The organism is uncultured Shimia sp., from assembly GCF_913054185.1.
In the GTDB taxonomy this organism is placed as follows: domain Bacteria; phylum Pseudomonadota; class Alphaproteobacteria; order Rhodobacterales; family Rhodobacteraceae; genus Shimia.
The window spans coordinates 1-20060 of record NZ_CAJXIV010000036.1 but is presented as its reverse complement, the minus strand read 5'-3'; the positions used below and the strand labels follow the sequence as shown (position 1 = coordinate 20060).

At 58.2% G+C, this 20060-nt stretch carries 16 protein-coding genes; 6 read left to right on the top strand and 10 right to left on the bottom strand.

The annotated features are described in order from the left end of the window. Nucleotides 1–123: 123 nt before the first annotated feature. Nucleotides 124–795 (bottom strand): ZinT/AdcA family metal-binding protein, encoded by a 672-nt coding sequence (locus QZ517_RS09610; RefSeq protein WP_294225791.1) that lies wholly within the window; start codon nucleotides 793–795, stop codon nucleotides 124–126. Nucleotides 796–975: 180 nt separating this feature from the next. Then, a complete protein-coding gene (locus QZ517_RS09605) occupies nucleotides 976–2553 on the bottom strand; it encodes an arylsulfatase (RefSeq protein WP_294225787.1) in 1578 nt (525 codons plus the stop codon). A gap of 148 nt (nucleotides 2554–2701) precedes the next feature. Between QZ517_RS09605 and QZ517_RS09600 the strand changes: the two genes are divergently transcribed. Beyond that, nucleotides 2702–3619 (top strand): LysR family transcriptional regulator, encoded by a 918-nt coding sequence (locus QZ517_RS09600; protein ID WP_294225784.1) that lies wholly within the window; start codon nucleotides 2702–2704, stop codon nucleotides 3617–3619. On the opposite strand, the gene QZ517_RS09595 is transcribed toward QZ517_RS09600, so the two are convergent. The 4 genes from QZ517_RS09595 to xylF all read right to left on the bottom strand — a co-directional run bounded on the left by QZ517_RS09595 (nucleotide 3616) and on the right by xylF (nucleotide 7793). Beyond that, entirely contained in the window at nucleotides 3616–4539 is a 924-nt protein-coding gene (locus QZ517_RS09595) for an ROK family protein (RefSeq protein WP_294225781.1), read from the bottom strand. The two genes, QZ517_RS09600 and QZ517_RS09595, sit on opposite strands and share 4 nt — an antisense overlap. A 54-nt stretch (nucleotides 4540–4593) precedes the next feature. Next, nucleotides 4594–5358: an ATP-binding cassette domain-containing protein gene (locus QZ517_RS09590; RefSeq protein ID WP_294225778.1), complete on the bottom strand. Its 765-nt coding sequence runs from the start codon at nucleotides 5356–5358 to the stop codon at nucleotides 4594–4596. Between the two features lie 11 nt (nucleotides 5359–5369). Continuing rightward, nucleotides 5370–6635, bottom strand: coding sequence for a sugar ABC transporter permease (locus QZ517_RS09585; RefSeq protein WP_294225775.1), 1266 nt, complete (start codon nucleotides 6633–6635; stop codon nucleotides 5370–5372). Nucleotides 6636–6779: 144 nt separating this feature from the next. Continuing rightward, entirely contained in the window at nucleotides 6780–7793 is a 1014-nt protein-coding gene (gene xylF, locus QZ517_RS09580; RefSeq protein WP_294225772.1) for a D-xylose ABC transporter substrate-binding protein, read from the bottom strand. A 207-nt stretch (nucleotides 7794–8000) separates the two neighbouring features. Between xylF and QZ517_RS09575 the strand changes: the two genes are divergently transcribed. Both QZ517_RS09575 and QZ517_RS09570 read left to right on the top strand, forming a co-directional pair. After that, on the top strand, nucleotides 8001–9194 hold the full coding sequence (locus QZ517_RS09575) for an ROK family transcriptional regulator (protein ID WP_294225769.1): 1194 nt from the start codon (nucleotides 8001–8003) through the stop codon (nucleotides 9192–9194). Beyond that, a complete protein-coding gene (locus tag QZ517_RS09570; protein WP_294225767.1) occupies nucleotides 9184–10725 on the top strand; it encodes a CRTAC1 family protein in 1542 nt (513 codons plus the stop codon). Before QZ517_RS09575 ends, QZ517_RS09570 begins: the two co-directional genes overlap by 11 nt. A gap of 13 nt (nucleotides 10726–10738) precedes the next feature. Here QZ517_RS09570 and QZ517_RS09565 read toward each other — a convergent pair whose 3' ends face one another. The 3 genes from QZ517_RS09565 to xylB all read right to left on the bottom strand — a co-directional run bounded on the left by QZ517_RS09565 (nucleotide 10739) and on the right by xylB (nucleotide 14898). Then, nucleotides 10739–12049: a cytochrome c peroxidase gene (locus QZ517_RS09565; protein WP_294225764.1), complete on the bottom strand. Its 1311-nt coding sequence runs from the start codon at nucleotides 12047–12049 to the stop codon at nucleotides 10739–10741. 93 nt (nucleotides 12050–12142) lie between these two features. Beyond that, the gene (xylA, locus tag QZ517_RS09560; protein WP_294225761.1) at nucleotides 12143–13447 is read right to left on the bottom strand and encodes a xylose isomerase; all 1305 of its coding nucleotides are present in this window, start codon (nucleotides 13445–13447) and stop codon (nucleotides 12143–12145) included. Next, nucleotides 13444–14898 carry a xylulokinase gene (gene xylB, locus QZ517_RS09555; RefSeq protein WP_294225759.1) on the bottom strand — a complete coding sequence of 485 codons (1455 nt, stop codon included), beginning with the start codon at nucleotides 14896–14898 and terminating at the stop codon, nucleotides 13444–13446. Before xylB ends, xylA begins: the two co-directional genes overlap by 4 nt. A gap of 260 nt (nucleotides 14899–15158) precedes the next feature. Here xylB and QZ517_RS09550 point away from each other — a divergent pair, with 260 nt between their 5' ends. The 3 genes from QZ517_RS09550 (at nucleotide 15159) to QZ517_RS09540 (ending at nucleotide 19616) form a co-directional block, all read left to right on the top strand. After that, nucleotides 15159–17633, top strand: a complete 2475-nt coding sequence (locus tag QZ517_RS09550) for a heavy metal translocating P-type ATPase (RefSeq protein WP_294225756.1) — start codon at nucleotides 15159–15161, stop codon at nucleotides 17631–17633. Then, complete coding sequence (cueR, locus tag QZ517_RS09545) at nucleotides 17633–18019, top strand: Cu(I)-responsive transcriptional regulator (protein ID WP_294225753.1); 387 nt, start codon at nucleotides 17633–17635, stop codon at nucleotides 18017–18019. The genes QZ517_RS09550 and cueR overlap by 1 nt, the downstream gene beginning before the upstream one ends. 154 nt (nucleotides 18020–18173) lie before the next feature. Continuing rightward, nucleotides 18174–19616, top strand: a complete 1443-nt coding sequence (locus QZ517_RS09540; RefSeq protein ID WP_294225750.1) for an arylsulfatase — start codon at nucleotides 18174–18176, stop codon at nucleotides 19614–19616. Between the two features lie 93 nt (nucleotides 19617–19709). On the opposite strand, the gene QZ517_RS09535 is transcribed toward QZ517_RS09540, so the two are convergent. Continuing rightward, the coding region (locus QZ517_RS09535) for an alpha-isopropylmalate synthase regulatory domain-containing protein (protein ID WP_294225748.1) at nucleotides 19710–20060 on the bottom strand (351 nt) is incomplete at its 5' end.

The following is a 20060-nucleotide window of genomic DNA, read 5'->3' as shown; positions in this document are numbered from 1 at the left end:
AACGCGGTGTTTCTCACCTTTACGCATCGTGAACAAAATGGCAACAAAAGTTGATTTGGCGGTGACACGCGAGAGAGGCAAACTCGCGCGTCTCACCTTTGTTTGGGCTCAGGACAAATAGGGTTAGTGGCCGGTCATATTCTCAACGATGTCCGAACCGCTCCAGGCCGCGGGGAAATAGGTTGGCCAGTTGGTGACTTCTTTGAGCAGAGCTGCGCGGTCGCCGCCCCAGTAGAGGTGGAAGTGGTCGACCTTGGTGGGCACCATTTCGTGGTCGCTGAACTGGATGAACTGCGGCGCGGCAGCGTCTCCGCCAGCTTTTTCATAGATGAAACGGATGCCTTGATTGCCGGATTTGTAGGTCAGTATCTCATAGCCGTCCACTTCGTAGCTGCCTTGGACCGGTTTGCCGTCTTTGAAAAAGGCAACGTTTGTGCCGTCAATTTGGATGCGATCCACATCGGTTTTGAAGCCGGTTTCGTAGTAGGTGCGGTATTCCTCGGCGGTTTTTTTGCCGCTTTCGGCTTTGTGCTCCAGCACGGGATCAAGCGTACCATCTTGCAGGAAGGGGTAGACAGACTGCCAGTCGTTTTCCCAGTCGGACAGGGCACGGGCTTGCACCTTGGACTCGTCGATCAGCTTTGGTTCGGCTTTTTTGTGATCGTGGGCATGGGAATGCTTGTGCTCTTTGGATTTGCTTTCGGCTGTGACGGTTTGCGCCACTGCCTGGGATGAAAAAGCGACCAGCGCACCAATGGAGAGCGCGGTGAGATGTTTGAGAATGGTGTGTTGCATAGAGGTTTCCAATTTTCACTCAGGAATTACGTTATAACATAACATGTTGATCCACTAAAGCGTGCGCTGGAGGTTGGCAAGTGGCTCTGTTAGCGGACACCCAAGAAAAAAGGCGCAGCCGAGGGGCTGCGCCTTTGGGATGGCAGAGTAAGAGGCGGGAGAGGGTGTCCCACTGTGCCTCTACTGGGACATGCCACCTTCGCTTGCGACCTGTTCTTTGACGTGCTCCTCGTTGCCGACGGCTTTGCCGCGTGGCGGGAAGTCTGCAAAGGTGGTCAGGTGCTTTTGTACCAGACGGGCTGCCGGTCCAAAGGCCCACATCTTGTTGCCCATCCAGCGGGTGTACATGCCGGATTCCTCAGCCGCTTTCTCATACGGATCGCGCCGTAGGTTGAAGAGCAGCGGGGCGTTGAGGTCTTCCTTGGGACCGGCCCAGCCTTTTTCCTGGATCACAAAGTGGGCTTTCCAGTCCTTGTAGCGTACGGCCTGAAGGTCGGTGCCTTCGTAATAGATGATTTCCTTACGGTTGCTGCCACTTTCGCCACGCAGATAAGACAGTTGGTTGTAGCCGTCTAAGTGCACTTGATAGCCGTCATGGCCCTCCAGCATGGCGGCGGGCAGGTCGTCTGGGCCACCAGCTGCAGAGACCAAGGTGGGCATCCAGTCCATGGCGTCAAAGATACCGTTGAGCACCTGACCTTCGGCGATCTGGCCGGGCCAGCGCACCACAGCAGGCACGCGGAATCCGCCTTCCCATGTGGTGCCTTTTTCGCCGTGGAAGGGCGTGGTGCCGCCATCGGGCCAGGTCATGGTTTCCGGGCCGTTGTCAGAGGTGAACAACACGATGGTGTTGTCGCTGATCCCGCGTTCATCGAGATGCGCGAGCACTTTGCCGACGTTGTCGTCCAGTTCCTTCATGACCACGTCTTGAAGCCCACGCCCATCCCCGAGCAAAGCTTCATATTCCGGGCTCAGGTGAGTCCAGACGTGGGCGCGGGCAGGGGCCATCCAGACAAAGAAAGGCGTGTCTGCGTCCACGGCGCGGTCGATGAAGTCCAGGGTGTGAGTGGTGACTTCGTTGTCGAGGGTTTTCTGACGTTCGGGTGGGGCTTCGCCATCGTCTTCGATGCGTTGTTTGCCCACCAGTCCCCAGCGTGGATCAACGGTCTCGTCCACGGTGTCGGTGGCATAGCTGTGAATGATGTTGCGTGGGCCAAACTGGTTGTTGAATTCAGGATCATCCGGCCAGTCCGGGTCGGTGGTGTATTCCATGGCATTGAGGTGGTAGAGCCAGCCCCAATATTCGTCAAAGCCCTTGGTGGTGGGCAGGAATTGGTTGAGGTCGCCGAGGTGATTTTTGCCAAATTGGCCGGTGGTGTAGCCCAGCCCTTTGAGCATGTTGGCCAGAGTTGGGTCGTTTTCGTTTAGCCCCACAGGATCGCCGGGCAGGCCAACGGTGTGCATGCCGGTGCGGACCGGAAATTGCCCGGTGATGAAGGCCGAGCGGCCTGCGGTGCAGCTGGGTTGGGCGTAGTAGTCGGTGAAACGCGCACCTTCGGCGGCGAGTTGATCGAGGTTTGGGGTCTCGATGCTTTTCACACCTTGGTGATAGCTGCCGAGGCTGGCCCAACCAACGTCATCAGCCATGATCACCAGAATATTGGGTTGGTCGGTTTCGGCGAGAGCGCCTTGAGCGGCGAAGCCCAGAGCCGCGATGGTTGTCGTCAACGACACCATCATTGCAGGGAATTTTGACACGAAATCACATCCTAATACTTGCACGTTTTTTAAACAGGTCCTGTAACCTGCCGCAAAGTAGAGTTGTGTCCCGTAAAGTGGCAACGCAGGTTTACATTGGTTTCAGGTTTTGAAAAGCTAGGCCCAAGAACTGAAATTGAGGCTAGGCATGCTCACTGAAACGTCCCTCGAAGCATTTTTCCATTTGGCGGAAACCAATAGTTTTCAAGAGGCTGCGCGGCGAATGGGAGTCTCCAATGCTTCGTTGTCCCGCTACATCCAGCAGGCGGAGGAGCAGGCGGGTGTGGTTTTGTTTCACCGCAGTCGCAACAACTGTAGGTTGACTCGCGCAGGGCAGGAATTTTTGCCACTGGCGCGAAAACTTGAGCAAGACCTGGGTCTGTTTACGCGGCAGCTGGAGTTGTTGCGCACCGGTGAGGGACGTCAGCTGCGGATTGGTTGCGGGCCTTTGGTGCCGCGTGCGTTGGTCCAGCCAGTGTTGCGTGAGGCGATGAAGGCGAGTCCGATGCTGCGGTTTCAGTTGGACGTGAGCGCGCGGATTTCGCCGCTAGAGCGTTTGCAGAACGGTGAAATTGACATGTTTATTGGGGATCTGACCCATACGCCGGAGGCGGACAATGTGGAGATCATGATGATCGCCAAACGCCCGGTGATGTTTGTAGCCCGTCCGGGACATCCGATCCATGAGCGCGGTGTGGTGACGTTAAAAGAGGTGTTTTCGTATCCGTTTGCCTCGCCACATCTGCACAAACACTGGCGTGCAACGCTGATAAAGGCGCTGGGCGGGGATGCGGAGGCGGAAGAGATTGTGAAAGCGCTGCCGCAAGTTGAGAGTGACGACTACCATTTCCTCACGCAACTGGCTGCGCAGGACGGGTTTATTGTTGGCGCGGTGAAAGACACATTTGAAGAGATGTTGGCGCTGGGACGGCTGCAGGCCATTGAAACCCGCGCGCCAATCACGTGGAATATCTGTGCGGTGCGCAAGACGGAAGACGTGACAGACGCGCAGGAGGCGTTTTGGCAGCAGCTAAAGGCCTATGAGGTCAATCCGGCGGCGGCTTAGGACGTCTGTTCCAGATATTGCACACAGCCTGCAAGCGCGGCGGCGTCATCGGTGATAAGGCTGATCGGGAAGGTTTCCGGATCGACAATGTCATGGGCGTCGCGGGTGAGCTCTGTCATGAAGTCAGGGAGTGCAGCGGAAGTCAGCACGCCTTTGGAGGCGGAGCCAGCAAAGGCCACGCCGTCACGCGGCATATATTGCAGGATCATTGCTTGCGTGAGGCGGCCTAAGGCGCGGGCAAACAGGCGTACGGTGCGCGTGGCGTCGGTACAGCCGTTGGCAAAACCGTCGACAATCTCTTTGCCGCCTTTGCGTTGGCCGCTGACCACCTGATGCAGGCGTTCCAGGCCGCGCCCGCAGAAGCAGTCTTCATAGGTGACAAAAATGTCCGCGCCGTCGCCCAATTCATCGCGTAGCAGTTTGCCCACGGAGTAAGGCAACTCAGCGTGCCCCAATTCAGCCTCCATGGCGGTCAAACCACCTCGTGCGTTTCGGCGGGTGGGGCTGACGTTGAAACCGGTGCCCATGCCTGCCACCAAGGCTTGCCCATTGGTCGGCTCGTGTTTGGTGCCGCAGACCGGATCGGTGGAAATGCGGGCCAGCGCGTAGCCCAGAGCCGAGAGATCATTGATCAACTCCGCATGGGGCGCGCCGGTTTGGGTGCGCAGGTTTTCCACACTGAGGAACCAGTCGCGGTTGGTCAATTCACCTTCGCCGGAATGCACAGGTCCGGCGATGGCGATGCACACCCCGGCGAGGTCGCCGGGGGTGGTTTTTGCAAGATAAGCTGCGAGCACGGCGTCAAAGCTTTTGTAGTCATCATTGGAGGCGCGCATCACACTTTCAATGCGCACGCCTGAAGCATCCGCCAGAGCCAAGCGTGTGTTTGTGCCACCGATGTCACCTACTAAGTACGTCATAAACCGCAACTTTCTTCTTCCGAGTCAATTCGTTGGTTCGTCTAGCGAATTAAATCAGGTTTGAACAGATACGCCTTCGGGCTTTTTGCCGAGGATGATCATGCTCAGCAAATCGTCGTCGGTGACGTCGTTCACATCCACAGTGCCAACCAGTTGGCCGTTCTTCATCACAGAGGCGCGATCACAGAGTTCCATGACATCGTGGATGTCGTGGCTGATCAGGAAAATGCCGATGCCCTGGGCCTTGAGCTGTTGAATGAGCTCGGAGACCATTTGGGTCTCATGTGGACCTAGTGCGGCGGTGGGTTCGTCCATGATCAGGATCTTGGCGTCAAAGTAGACCGCGCGGGCAATGGCCACCGATTGGCGCTGACCTCCCGAAAGGGCAGAGACTGGTTCCGCGAACTTTTGAAAGTTCGGGTTGAGCTTGCCCATGATCTTGCGGGTTTCGGCCTCCATTGCATCGTCGTTCACGGTGCCCAAAGGGGTGGTGAGTTCCCGGCCTAAGAAGAGGTTGGACGCGGCATCGAGGTTATCGGCCAGCGCAAGGGTCTGGTAGATGGTCTCGATGTTGTACTTGCGCGCGTCGCGGGGATTGTGAATCTCGGCCTTTTCGCCGTTGATGTAGATCTCACCGCCGTCACCCTGATAGGCGCCGGAGAGGATTTTGATCAGCGTGGATTTGCCCGCGCCATTGTGGCCCAGAAGGCCAACCACTTCGCCCGGCATCAGATCAACGGAGACATGGTCCACCGCTTTGATCCCACCAAAGGAGATGTGGATGTCGCGCATTTCCACGAGAGGGGTTTGCTTGTCCATAATGATACTCCTTACGCGCCTGTGCGGCGGCGGTAGACGATGTCGACCCAGACCGCGAAGACCAGAACCACACCGACAACGATGTTTTGCAGCGGAGCGTCGACGCCAACAGAGGCCATGCCAGATTGCAGCGACTGCATGATCAGCGCACCAATCACCGCGCCGTAGATGGTGCCAGCGCCACCGGAGAGAGCGGTACCGCCAATGACAGCAGCAGCAATCACGCGCAGCTCATCCAGCGTGCCAAGCCCCACGTCCACTGCGTTGAGGCGGGCAGAGGCGATGATCGAAGCGATGCCGGTCAGAGCGCCCATCAGGGCGAAAATTTTCACGGTCAGAAAGCGGGTATTGATGCCGGAGAGTTCCGCCGCTTCTGGATTGCCGCCAGTGGCGTAGACGTAACGGCCAAAACGGGTGCGGCGGGCGATGATGGTCATGATGATGGCCACCGCCAGCAGGATCACAACCGGAATGGCAACACCGTGGTTCCAAACCATGCCGTCTGTATATTCAATGCCTTGGGCCTTGGTGATGCGTTTCATCGCGCCTTTGGGAATGGGGTAGCTGTTCATGATCGAGACAAACAGCAGGATGCCGCCAGCAGCGATGGCCATAAGCATGCCTTCTGCCCAGGCGGGTTTTACGGAGAAACCATGGGAGGCCTTGTTGCGGCGGCTGAGCAGCATGAAGCCCACTGCGACCAATGCGGCAATGATGCCAAATGCCCAGCTGAGCGTCTCGCCCAATGTGCCTTCGGCACCGCCGCCCAAGAGGCGGAACGTCGGGTCCAGAGGGGCTTGGGTTTGGCCTTTGGTGACCCACCACATGGCACCGCGATAGACAAGGAAACCGCCGAGGGTCACGATGAACGCGGGCACGGTGAGGTAACCGATGACCCAGCCCTGGAATGCACCAAGTGCAGCGCCCATCAGGATCGCGGCAAAGACGGAGATGATCCAAATCGACCAGTGACCGAGGCCCAAGACGTCGGGGAGTACCTGAACCTGTAGTGCGGCCACACTCATGCCGATAAAGCCCAGAAGCGAACCAACAGAGAGGTCAATGTTGCGCGTCACGATCACAAAGACCATGCCTGTTGCCATCACGGCAACGGAGGCGGATTGAACCGAGACGTTGAAGAAATTCCGGGGTGAAAGGAAGCGGCCGTCGGTAAACACACCAAAGACGATCCAGATCACCACAAGCGCACCGATCATGCCAAGCAGGCGCGGGTCGAGCCCCAGCTTGTTGATCAGAGTTTTGGCTTGATTTTGCATTGTGCGGTCCCTTTTTGGTTCGCGCGGATTGAGACACCTTTTCCAGTCTGCGCAGTTGAGGCCGCGCCAGTCAAAGGTGGTCAAATCTTAGGGGAGTGGGGGAAATTGGGTGCCCCTCCGCCAATGGCGGAAGGGCAGGGGTGTTTATTGACAAGCTGTGTTGGAAGATCCAGCACAGAGCACGTCTTTTTCGATCCAGCCAGCGTCCAGAACTGTGTTCAGGTTGTCTGCTGTCACAGGCACAGGTGCCAAGAACATGGAGTTCAGCGTGGTGCCCGCAGGGGACGTCCATTCAGCAGAGCCGTCCACCGCGTTGCCAGACGCCAAAGCCACAGCGATTTCACCCGCTGCGGTGCCGAGCGCACGCGCGTCTTTCCAGACAGATACAGTCTGAGTGCCCATCGCCACACGGTTCAGCGCGGCGTGATCACCGTCTTGACCAGACACTGGAATACCTTCCATGCCCTGTGCGGTCAGCGCAGCTACAACACCACCGGCGGTGCCGTCATTGGAGGCGATCACGGCGTCAACTTTGTTGTCCGCAGCCGTCAGGATTTGTTCCATGTTGCGCTGGGCGTTGGCTGGCACCCAGCCGTCGGTGTAAGCTTCGCCGACAATCTTGATGTCACCGCTGTCGATGGCGGCTTGAATGATCTCTTGCTGGCCACCGCGCAGGAAGTCCGCGTTTGGATCGGTGGGCGAGCCTTTGATCATCACGTAGTTGCCTTTTGGCATGGCTTCCAGAACGGCACGCGCCTGCATGCGGCCCACTTCGACGTTGTCAAAAGTCAGGTAGAACGCGCGGCTGTCTTCGATCAGGCGGTCGTAGGCAATCACCGGAATCTCTTCATCGGCAGCAGCCTGAACGGCTGGCCCCACGGAAGAGGCGTCTTGTGCCAGAATGATCAGCGCATCGGCGCCCTGAGCGATCAGGCTTTCGATGTCAGAAAGCTGCTTGGCAGAGGAGCTCTGCGCGTCAGCAGAGATATACTTGGCGCCAGCGGCGTCCAGCGCGCCTTTGATCGCGGCTTCGTCGGTTTTCCAGCGCTCTTCCTGAAAGTTGGACCAGCTTACGCCGATGACCAGATCATCAGCCCATGCTGCGGTGCTCATAATAGCGCCGGCGATAACAGCCGTCGCAGATGCAAAAAGTTTCATGGTGTCCTCCCAAATGTTCGTCCCAGTCTTTGGCCGAAGTGAGTCGGCTGTGACTGGTGGTCTCAATCGTAGCGTAATAAATTTGTAAATCAAATTAAATAAGCTAACCTTGCATTGAGCGCCCAAACCTCGGCATGGTTTGACGCCGGTTCAGGGCCGTTTGTGTCTTGATTTCAGGCCGCGTTCGGTGAAGAAGGAAATGAGTATATGTCTGTGAATCAAAGAGAATTTGGGCGGCGTAAGCTGTTGAATGAAATTCGCAGGCAGCAACGGGTGCCACGTATTGTTCTGAGCGAGCTGACGGGAATCAGCCGCGCAACCGTGACGACAATCACAGCGGAGCTTTTACGTGAAGGGTTGATTGAAGAGGTTAGCAGCGACTCAGAGGCGAAAGATTCGAAGCGGGGTCGACCTAAGGTGGACCTAAAGATTCGCGGCGCCGCACGCTTAATCGCAGGGGCGAAGATTTCCAACAAAACGGTGTCGTTGGTGCTGCTTGATTTTGAAGGCGTACAACTGGCGGATCATGAGGCGGACCTTGAAACAGCAGTTTTGCCGGCTGCTGAGATGGCGCAGGTTCTGGCGGGTTTGGTGGAAACACTGGCCCAGAAAGTTGGCCTGTCGCGCCAGGATGTGGCGGGGTTTGGTCTTGGGATTGCCGGAGTTGTCGATGCGCCGCGCGGGTTTGTGCATTGGTCGCCGTCGCTGACAAGTCGCAACGTGCAGTTTGGTGACGTTCTGGAGCAGGTGCTGGGCATTCCGGTGTTTTTGGACAATGACGCCAACCTTGTTGCCATGGCGGAGAAGAGCTTTGGTCTTGGGCAAGGGCACAATGATTTTATCGTTGTGACCATCGAGAGCGGCGTTGGCATGGGCATTGTGATCAATGATGAGATTTACCGCGGCACGCGGGGCTGTGGCGCTGAATTTGGACACACCAAAGTGCAGCTGGAGGGCGCATTGTGTCGCTGTGGTCAGCGGGGCTGTCTTGAAGCTTATGTGGCGGATTATGCGCTGACGCGCGAAGCGATGCAGGCCAGCGGGGAAGCTGCGGAGCGTCAGGTAGAAGACATTTTGCGCACTGCGAAAAATGGCGACGCAGTTGCGGCGTCGATTGTGACGCGGGCGGGGCGCATGTTTGCCATGGGCTTGGCCAATATCGTGAACATTTTTGATCCGGAACTGATTATTTTGGCGGGCGAGCAAATGCAGGCCAGTCATCTCTATGCGGAGGAGGTCATTGAAGGCATGCGCAAGCTGATTGTGCAGGTCGACAAAGCCCCGCCTGAGGTTGTGGTGCACAAATGGGGCAACCTGATGTGGGCACGCGGCGCAGCGGCCTATGCACTTGAAAACGTATCTGAAAACGCACTTGTGGAGTTGGCAGACAATGCGGCTTAGCGGTTTCACCGCACTGATGATTGCGGCGGTTGGTACCGCGCAGGCGGAGGTGCGCTTTGCGCCGGTGGAGGTGGTTGAGCACGTTTATGACGGCGGTTGGGAGTTTTATGTTGGCGGCGGTGTCGCAGCGTTTGATTGCAACGGCGACGGGCTGCCGGAACTGGTGGCGGCGGGTGGGGAAAACCCGCCGGTGTTGTTGCGCAATCGGAGTCTTCATCGCGGGGCGATTGCGCTTGAGGAAGGAACGCCGGACGCGTTGATGGTGCCCGGCACCACGGGATTTTATCCACTCGATATTGATGGCGACGGCTGGCTGGACCTGGTGGTCTTGCGGGTTGGTGAAAACTTGCTGCTGAAGGGCGGTGCAGAGTGCAGTTTTGAGCCGATGGAGGTGCCAGGCTTTGACCGGGGCGATGGCTGGACCACGGCGTTTTCGGCCACGTGGGAGCGGCAGGATGCGCCGCCAACTTTGGCGTTTGGCAATTATGTGGACCGCGACGATCCCGAGGGGCCGTTTGAGGCCTGTGACGACAATGATCTGTTCCGGCCAGAAGGTGCTGGCTACGTCAAAAGCACGTTGACGCCGGGGTTCTGCCCGCTGTCGATCCTGTTTTCTGACTGGGGCCGTTTGGGACAAGCTGATCTGCGGATGAGCAACGATCGGCACTACTATGTGAAAGGTGGAGCGGAGCAGCTTTGGGCGATGGAAGACACGCCGCGGCTTTATGGCGAAAAGGACGGTTGGGCCACACATATGCTGTGGGGTATGGGCATTGCACAGCGCGATCTGGATTTTGATGGCAAGAGTGAAGTGTTTTTGTCGTCGATGGGGGATCAGCGGTTGATGAAACGTGTCAGCGCAGAGGCCCCGACGTTTGAGGACGTGCCATACGAGATGGGCACCTCGGCGCATCGGCCCTACACCGGTGGCGACGGGCGGCCCTCAACCGGTTGGCACATCAGTTTTGGTGATGTGGACAACGACGGGCTGGACGATGTGTTCATATCCAAGGGCAACGTGCAGCAGATGCCTGGCGCGGCGATGGAAGATCCCAACAATCTGTTGATGCAGCAGGAGGACGGCACGTTTGTCGAGCAGGGGGACGTGGCGGGGATTGCCACATTGGCGCGCAGCCGTGGGGCGGCGTTGGTGGATTTGAACCACGATGGGTTGCTTGACCTGACGGTGGTAAACCGGCGCGCGCCAATGGAAGTCTACCAAAACGTCAGCGAGGGAACCGGCAATTGGGTGGCGCTGACACTGATGGGCAAGGATGCCAACAGTCAGGCCGTGGGCGCGTTCATTGAGGTGAGGGTTGGTGAGCGGGTGTATTGGCGAGAGATCACCGTAGGAGGTGGTCATGCCGGTGGTATGTCCGCGCCGCAGTATTTTGGGCTGGGCGAGGCCGAGCTCGTTGAGGTGCGGATCAAGTGGCCGGATGGCTCGCTGGGTGATTGGATCGAAGTGCCGGTGAACGGCAGTTGGCGGGTGTGGTCAGAAGGCCCGGTGACCGTGTTGTCAGAGTATTGAGGTATGGCAGAGATCAGTTGGAAAGTTGATCCACAGGCAGGCCGGAGGGCACGCTTTCTGGCACGCCGAGGCGGCCCTGGATGGCGTCATAATCCGTAAGACTTTCGAGGAAACCGAGGATTTGCGCGACCTCCAAATCGGTGAGATCAATTGGGGGAAGCTCATTGGATGCGGCGATTTCTATCACTTCAGGATCGTCGCGCATCAATTTGAAATCAGTATTAAATTCCCCGTCTGAGTAGGTGGCGTTGGCTTCAACATAGGCACGAAGAGAACCTACCGGGTCGAGGTGGTGACGCACCATAGATTCAAGCGAGGTGTAGGCGCCGTTGTGCCCATATGGACCGGTCTGTGTGATGTTGCGCAGGCTTGGCGTGCGAAAGCGGTAGAAGTCTTCCTCGTGGCCGGTGACGCGGCCTCGGCCAACGTCGCGGTTGTGGCGCTCAAAGGGGGCAGCTTTGCCGGGGCCAATTTGCGGGAGCGCGATGGCGTGAAAACCGTGGTCGGTCTGGAATTGGCCAGAATGGCAGTTGCCGCATTTAGCTTTGCCATAGAAGAGATCCATGCCGGCGGCCGCATTTTGTTCGAGGGGTGTGCCATCGCGCAGGTAGGCGTCAAAGGCCGAGGTGTCGGCGCGCCATTCGAAAGTGATGAAGGCAGCAAGCGCGTTGGCGATGTGGTGGAATTTGATCGGTTCCTCTGTGCCGATGACGTTGTCGAAGGCTGTGCGATAGGCGGGGATGGATTCTATGCGTTTTGCAAGGATGTCCCAAGCGCCGCCGGGGCCGGTGAGCTGACCTAGGCGCACCGCTTGGCTGACGTCATTCTCAGAGTAGTGTCCGGCCATCTCGTCACCTGAGAGCACGGGGAACATGGCTTGGGCGGCGAGGGCGTTGTCAAAACCCGTCTCCATCTCGCCGCCCAAAGGGGTGCGGATGCCGGAGGGGCGGGTGGGGTCGTCTTCCAGACGGCCATCGTGGAAGAAAACGGTGAATTCGGTGGCGCCGAGGTTCCATAGGGCCGGGGCGTTGCGGGGGATGCGTTTTTCCGGTGGGTTGGTGGCGTCAATTTTTCGCTCCAAACCGAGGCCCTTCGCCCCATCACCAAGGCCCAAAGAGACGCCGTCGGAGGTGCCCAAGTCCGGGTGATGACAGGTGGCGCAAGCAACGGTGCGGTTGCCGGACAGGATGGGATCGTAAAACAGCTGCCAACCCAGCTCGACTTCTGTCACATCTTGCGCCGGGAAAATGGCGTCCGCCTTGGGCAGCGGCGAGGCGCTGGCAATTGCAGGCAGGAAAGCGGCTGTGAGCATCAAAGGGCGCATGGCAAATCTTTCATTTAGAAAAGCCCTCCGCGCAGGAGAATATGCGCGAAGGGCCGGTATATCTTGGCTCAATAACGGTTTTGAAACAAGATATTACACAAAGCGGTTCACGTAGTTTTCCAAAATCTCCTGACGGCCGGATTTGGGCGCCGGGTTGATCTTACCGCTCATCACGTCCTCAAAAGTGCCGTCCAGACCGCCAGCCAGCATGGCTTTGGCTGCGTCGGTGTCCCAACCGGCGTAGCGCTCAGAAAGGGCATCCTCAAGGCCCCCGTCCTCGATCATGGCGGCGGCGGCCTTCAAACCTCGGGCGCAAACATCCATGCCACCGATGTGGGCGGCGATCAGGTCTTTGGCATCAAGCGATTGGCGGCGCAGTTTGGCGTCAAAATTGGTGCCGCCGGTTTTGAGGCCACCGTCTTTGAGGATGTGGTAGTAGGCCAGCGCCACTTCTGGCACGGAGTTGGGGAACTGGTCGGTGTCCCATCCGGACTGATAATCGTTGCGGTTCATGTCGATGGAGCCGAGCACGCCAAGCGCCGTAGCCGTGGCGATCTCATGTTCAAAGCTGTGCCCGGCGAGAACGGCGTGGCCTTGCTCGAGGTTGAGTTTGACCTCGTTTTCCAAGCCGTACTTTTTTAAGAAACCATAGCAGGTGGCGGCGTCAAAATCATATTGGTGCTTGGACGGCTCCTGTGGCTTGGGCTCAACCAAGATGCTGCCTTTGAAGCCAATTTTGTGTTTGTAATCCACCACCATGTGGAGGAATCGACCCATGTTATCCAGCTCGCGGCCCATGTCGGTATTGAGCAAAGTCTCGTAACCTTCGCGCCCCCCCCAGAGCACGTAGTTCTCGCCGTCCAGCTTCATGGTGGCGTCCATGCAAGTTTTTACTGTGGCGGCGGAGTAGGCAAAGACCTCCGGATCAGGATTGGTGGAGGCGCCCGACATCCAGCGACGGTGGCTGAACATATTGGCGGTGCCCCAGAGCAGTTTGATTTGGCGGGTGCTCATTTTTTCTTCAAAGTATTCAATCATCTCTTCGAAGTTCTTCAAGCTTTCAGCAAAGCTGTCACCTTCGGGGCGGATGTCCGCATCGTGCCAGCAGAAATAGGGTTGGCCGAGGATGTCGAACATCTCGAATGCGGCGTCAGCCTTCACTTTGGCCATGTCCATGCGGGTCTGTGGGTGCCACGGGCGCTCAAAGGTTTGACCGCCAAACGGGTCACCGCCTTCCCAGGCAAAGCTGTGCCAATAAGCGACGGCAAAGCGCAGGTGGTCTTCCATGCGTTTGCTCATGACAACCTCATCGGGGTTGTAGTGGTGGAAGGCCATCGGGTTGGTGCTGTCCGGCCCTTCATATTGGGCGGGGGCGATGTTTTTGAAGAAATCGGTCATTGTGTCAGGGCCTTTATGCCGGGGTACAGAGTGACGAAGTTCGCATAAGCGTCCTTGTATGCGTCGCGCAGATCACTGCGGGGGGAAACGATTGTGGCGATCTCGGGCCGGGTCATGACGGCCTCAGGATCGGTGTTGGTGGCAGCGCAGATCGCCAAGCGGGCGGCGCCGAGGGCTGCGCCAAATTCGCCTGCTTTGGGCAGGGAGATTGGCAGATCAAGCAGCGTGGCGATGAGCTCGACCCAATAGGGCGACTGGCTGCCACCGCCGATGGCGATGAGGCTCTCGAGTTGCGCACCGGTGGATTTTAACGCTTCGAGGTTGTCGCGCAGGGCAAAGCTGACACCCTCCAGCACCGCTTGGGTGAGGGCGGCGTGGCCCGCGTCTATGTCGATGTTCAAGAAAGCGCCGCGCATGGTGGCGTCATTGTGCGGGGTGCGCTCGCCCGATAGGTAGGGCAAGAAGCGCATGGTGCCGGGGCCGTTGATGCTGTCGCCCAGGAGTTTGGTCAAGTTGGCCGGCGTCTCTTGTAGATTGCGCGAGAGCCAGTTGAGGCTGTCGGTGGCTGCAAGGATCACCCCCATCTGATACCAGCGGTTCGGGATCGCATGGCAAAAGGTGTGCACTGCACTTTCTGGCTTGGGCGCGTAGGCGCCACGGCCAGTAAGCAGTACGCCGGAAGTGCCTAGAGAGACAAATCCGTCGCCCTCGTTCAGCGCGCCAATGCCGCAAGCGGCGGCGGCGTTGTCTCCTGCACCTGCGGCGACAATCACGCCTTTGGGCAGGCCCAGTTCGGCTGCGATGTCATCGCGCACGGTGCCAATGGCCTCAGATCCCTCAAACAGGTCGGGCATCTGATCGCGGCGCATGCCGGAGGCGGTGAGCAGCGTTTCGGACCAGTCGCGTGCGCCGACGTCGAGCCAGCTGGTGCCGGCGGAATCGGACATGTCGGAGGCGTAGACGCCAGTGAGCCAAAAGTTCAGAAAGTCTTTGGGCAGCAAGATTCTGGCAGTTTTGGCAAAAGTGTCTGGTTCATTCTCAGCAACCCAAGCCACTTTGGGAGCGGTGAAGCCTGGGAAGACAATGTTGCCAGAGAGGTCACGTACTTGGTCAGTGACGTCGAGCTTGGCGGCTTGCGTGGCGGAGCGGGTGTCATTCCACATCATGCAGGGGCGCAATGGGGTGCCATTATTGTCGAGCAGGTTGGCGCCATGCATATGGCCGGACACGCCAATGCCTTGGATGGCGGAAACTTCGGCGGGGTGATCGGCTTTCAGTTCAGCAAAGACCGCTTTGGTGGCGGTGATCCAATTGGATTGCAGCTGTTCACTCCAACCGGTGTGCGGACGGGCCGTGTCCACAGCGGCTTCTTTTGCGCCAATCACACGTTGGGACGCGTCAATCAGCAGGGCACGTACTCCAGACGTGCCGAGATCAATTCCCACAAACATGGCGACTCCTCCTCAGGTATTCACACTTAATTTGTGCCTCAAATTAATTTGAGGATCAAACTAGAATTTGCCTTGGGGGTGATTTTTTCGGTGTTGTGTGGTTGGTAGAGGTGGAGGGTTATGAAGAAAGTGACATATAAACAGTGAGTTGGGGGGTAATTGGACGCGAGGTGAGAAAAATGTGGGTGAGAGCTTGACCCTCCCGTGACTGGAACCTTTATGTGATGTAGTCGAACGAGAATTTTAAGCGAGACGAGTCGATGACGGCACATGTGTTGAATTTCCAGTTGGACGGGCTGAGCTGTGCGGGGTGCGTGAACCGCGCGCAGAAGGCAATGGCCGCTGTGGACGGGGTGCAGGACGCGAGCGTGAACCTTGCGGATACCTCGGCGCGGGTGGCGTTTGAGGACGACACCGTGCGCGATGGCGTGATTGCAGCGTTGAAGTCGGCGGGCTATCCGGCGCGGGAGGCCACGGTGACGCTGGATGTCGGCGGGATGACCTGTGCGGGCTGTGTGCGCCGCGCGGAGACGGCGATGGCGGCGGGCGAGGGTGTTCTGTCGGCGGAGATCAATTTTGCCAGTGAGAGCGCGACAGTCCGCTACTTGGAAGGGGCGATCACGGCCAACCAGATTGCCGCGTTAAGCACGCGGGCGGGCTATCCGGCGCGGGTGCCGGAGGACGGCGTGCCGGAAGACATCACGGATCGGAAAGAGGTAGAGGCCAAAGCGGCCAAGCGGCGGGTGCTGCTGGCGGCGGTATTGGCCTTTCCCGTGTTCTGCATCGAGATGGGCGGACATATGGTGCCAGCGTTTCATCATTGGCTGATGGCCAATGTGGGGATGCAGAACAGTTATCTATTCCAGTTTGTGCTGACCTCGATCTTGCTGATTGGGCCTGGGCGGGAGTTTTACGCCAAAGGTATTCCTGCGCTTTTGAAAGGCGCGCCGGAGATGAATTCTCTGGTCGCGTTGGGCACTGGGGCGGCGTATCTGTTTTCTGTGATGTCGACGTTTGCGCCGGAGCTGCTGCCTGCGGGTACGGCCAACGTCTATTATGAAGCTGCGGCGGTGATTGTAGTCTTGATCCTGGCGGGGCGCTGGATGGAGGCGCGCGCCAAGGGGCGCACGGGAGCGGCCATTCAGGCGCTTGTGGGGCTTCAGCCACGCGTGGCGCGGGTGGAGCGCAAAGGCGAGGTTGTCGAGCTGTCGATTGAAGAGGTTGCTGTGGGGGATGTGCTGGTTCTGCGGCCCGGCGAGCGGGTGGCCGTGGATGGGCGTGTGCGGGATGGCAGCTCCTTTGTCGACGAGGCGATGATCTCAGGTGAGCCGGTGCCGGTGGAGAAAACCGCAGGCGATGCGGTGATTGCGGGCACAGTGAATGGGGCCGGTGTGCTGCGCTTTGAGGCGGAGCAGGTTGGGCGTGATACAATGCTGGCGCAGATCATCGATATGGTGCGTCAGGCGCAGGGGGCGAAACTGCCGATCCAGAACGTGGTGGATCGGATCACGGCGGTGTTTGTGCCGGTGGTGATGGCGATTGCGGTGGCGACCTTTGTGGTCTGGATGCTGGTCGGGCCGGAGCCGCGCTTGGGCTATGCGTTGGTGGCGGCGGTGGCCGTGCTGATCATTGCTTGCCCTTGTGCCATGGGATTGGCCACGCCAACCTCGATTATGGTGGGCACCGGACGCGCGGCGCAGTTGGGCGTGCTGTTCCGAAAAGGCGACGCGCTGCAAGGGTTGCAGGATTGCGACGTGGTGGCGTTTGATAAGACCGGCACGCTGACCCAAGGGGCGCCGTCGGTGACCGATGTGGTTTTGGCCGAGGGTTTTAACGAGGAAGTGGTGCTGGCGCAGGTGGCCTCGGTGGAGGCGCAATCTGAACATCCGTTGGCCCGCGCGATGGTGGCTGAGGCTGATATGCGCGGGCTGGATGTAGTGGCCTGTGCCGACCTTGAGGTGCGGGTTGGGCATGGGCTGATCGGCACTGTGGACGGTGCACAAGTGGCAGTGGGCGCCGCGCGGTTGATGCAGGCGTTGGAGGTGCCGGTAAGTGGTCTGGTGGCGCGCGCACAGGGGTTTGCCGAGGCAGGCAAGACTCCGATCTATGTAGCGGTGAATGGTCAGTTGGCCGCGGCGGTTGCAGTGGCGGATGCGGTAAAACCCACTTCAGCTGCGGCGATCAAAGCCCTGCATGGATTGGGAAAAACCGTGGCGATGATTTCCGGGGATACGGAGCGCACGGCACGGGCCTTGGCGCGGGAGCTGGGTGTGGACCATGTGGTCGCAGAGGTCTTACCGGACGGTAAGGTTGCTGCGCTGGAGCAGTTGCGTGACACCGTGGGCAAAGTGGCTTTTGTCGGCGATGGCATCAACGACGCTCCGGCCTTGGCGGCGGCGGATGTGGGCATCGCCATTGGCACCGGCACGGATGTGGCGATTGAAGCGGCGGACGTGGTGCTGATGGCGGGCGACGTGGGTGGCGTGGTGACCGGACTTGATTTGAGCCGTAAAGTGATGCGCAATATCAAAGAGAACCTGTTCTGGGCGTTTGGTTACAACGTCGCGCTCATTCCGGTGGCGGCAGGCATACTGGTGCCGTTTGGTGGGCCTGCCCTGTCGCCAATGCTGGGCGCAGGAGCGATGGCGCTGTCGAGCGTGTTTGTCCTGTCCAATGCGCTGCGCTTGCGGCGCATCCAGCCAGCCTTTCAGGCCAGCAAGAAAGAAGGTGTGTGATGAATATCGGGGAAGTGTCCAAGAACACCGGCCTGCCGGCGAAAACCATTCGCTACTACGAGGACATCGGCTTTGTGACCCCGGCGCGGGGCGACAATGGCTACCGCAGCTTTAGCGAGAAGGATCAGCACAAACTGGTGTTTCTGGGCCGTGCACGGGGGCTTGGGTTTTCGATTGAGGACTGCCGGACGTTGATGGCGCTTTACGAGGATCAAGGGCGGGCCAGTGCGGACGTGAAGCGGGTGGCGCAGAAGAACCTGACCGAGATCGACCGAAAGATTGCGGATTTGCAGGCAATGCGCGGCACGTTGAGCCATCTGGTGGCACACTGTGCAGGCGACGGGCGGCCGGATTGTCCGATCTTGGAGGATCTGGGGCGGGTTTAAGTGAAATGAGACGACGTGGTGGAGCTAGGAAAGGGCAGTCTAGTGCCCATAGCGGTCGTTTTTTCTATATCTTTTAGTTCAATCTCACGAGGTTGCCTAAAACAGAAACACACGTAGTGTATGAGCTAGCATGTAACTGATTGGGCCTCGGATTATGAGACACAGCATCAAGAATTTTCCCGCGCTTGTTGCAGTGGCGCTCCTTGCCTTTGCAAGCGTTTCCCACGCAGAAGTTGAGCGCCCAAACATCGTTTACCTTTTGGTTGATAACTGGGGTTGGGGTGACATTGGCTTGCAAGGAAGCACGGTTCCAACACCTGAGATTGATGCGTTTGCCGCTGAAGGTATGCGATTTCTCAATTTCAATATCGAAAACCAATGCACTCCAACGCGTTCGGCCATACATACAGGGCGTCTTCCTATCCGCAGCGGCACCCAGAAGGTGGCCGCGCCCGGTGAACCCGATGGCCTCGCGCCTTGGGAATACACCATTGCCGAACTCCTTTCCGATGCTGGCTATCGAACCGCTCTATTCGGCAAATGGCACATCGGCGCACAAGTCGGACGGCATCCCAACGATCAGGGATATGATGAGTGGTGGGGCATTAACGAAGGTTCCAACGCTGCGGCGTACACAGCCACGCCGGAGTTTGATCCGGAGGTCGCAGCTGTTCCGCACTTCTGGGAGGGTGAGAAGGGCGCACCGTCTTATGAAACTGACCTTTATGATGTATCTGGAAAGACAACCTTTGATCGCAATATCACGGACCGCGCTGTCAGCTACATCCAACACCGCGCCGATGACGAAAAGCCCTTTTTCCTTTATGTCGGCTTTACGCAATTCCACCCGCCTTGGGTTATTCATCCCGACTTTGCAGGTGTTTCCGACGCCGGTATTTACTCAGACATCAAACACGAGGTTGATCACAACATTGGGCGCATCCTCGATGCTCTAGATGCCTCAGGCGCAACAAAAGACACGGTTGTCATTCTGACGGGGGACAATGGACCCGGCACCCTACCGCAACGGGGGGGATATGCGACGGGAGAAGTCGGTGGATCAACTGGACCTTGGCGCGGCGGGCTAAGCACAGGTTTTGAAGGCGGCCTGCGGACACCCGCTATGATACGATGGCCAGACCGAGTTCCAGCGGGTGCGGTTTCGAACGAGATCGTTTCAGTTTTAGACATGTATCCAACGCTTGCGACCCTTGTAGGTGAGGCGGATCGCATTCCTTCGGACCGACCAATCGATGGCATTGATCAAAGCGCTTTCTTTCTTGGCGAACAAACCACCTCGAACCGAGAGCACGTTGTGACATTCGTTGGTGATAACGTCTTCGCGGTGAAGTGGCGCGATATGAAGGTGCATTTCTTTACGGCAGAAAGTACATTCGCGGAGATTAAGCAGCATACATTTCCTCAGGTGTACAACATCAAGGAAGACCCGGCGGAACAGTTTGAGCTTTGGGGGAATGAAGGGTTTTCGCACGCTTGGGTTATGACACCGGTTACACGTATTCTTGGCGACCTAACGGCCAGCATGGTGGAATACCCAAATATCAAGCCCGGTGAAGATTTCGGCGGCTACGAGTGAACGCCAGGATTTGTCCGTCAAGATGCTATTGTTTCAGGGGCTTTTGCTCTTAGGCAAAAAGGCTGCCCCAATCTGGGACAGCCTTCCATTCATTTAAGCGAGATCTTTATAAGACACCTCTTTGGCGTCTGCGCCTTCACCCACTTTGTCGCGGCGTACTAGAAGACGGTTGAGCGCGTGGACGTAAGCCTTGGCCGAGGCGACAACCGTGTCAGTGTTGGCCGACTGGCCGGTGGCGATCACGCCATCTTCTTCCAGACGCACGGACACAGTGGCCTGCGCGTCGGTGCCCTCGGTCACGGCGCTCACCTGATAGAGTTGCAAACGGGCGGCGTTGGGGTGGATTTCGCGGATGGCTTTGAACGATGCATCCACAGGGCCATCCCCTTCGGCCGTGGCAGTGATGTCTTTGCCGTCCACTTCCATCTCGATGGTGCTTTCGGC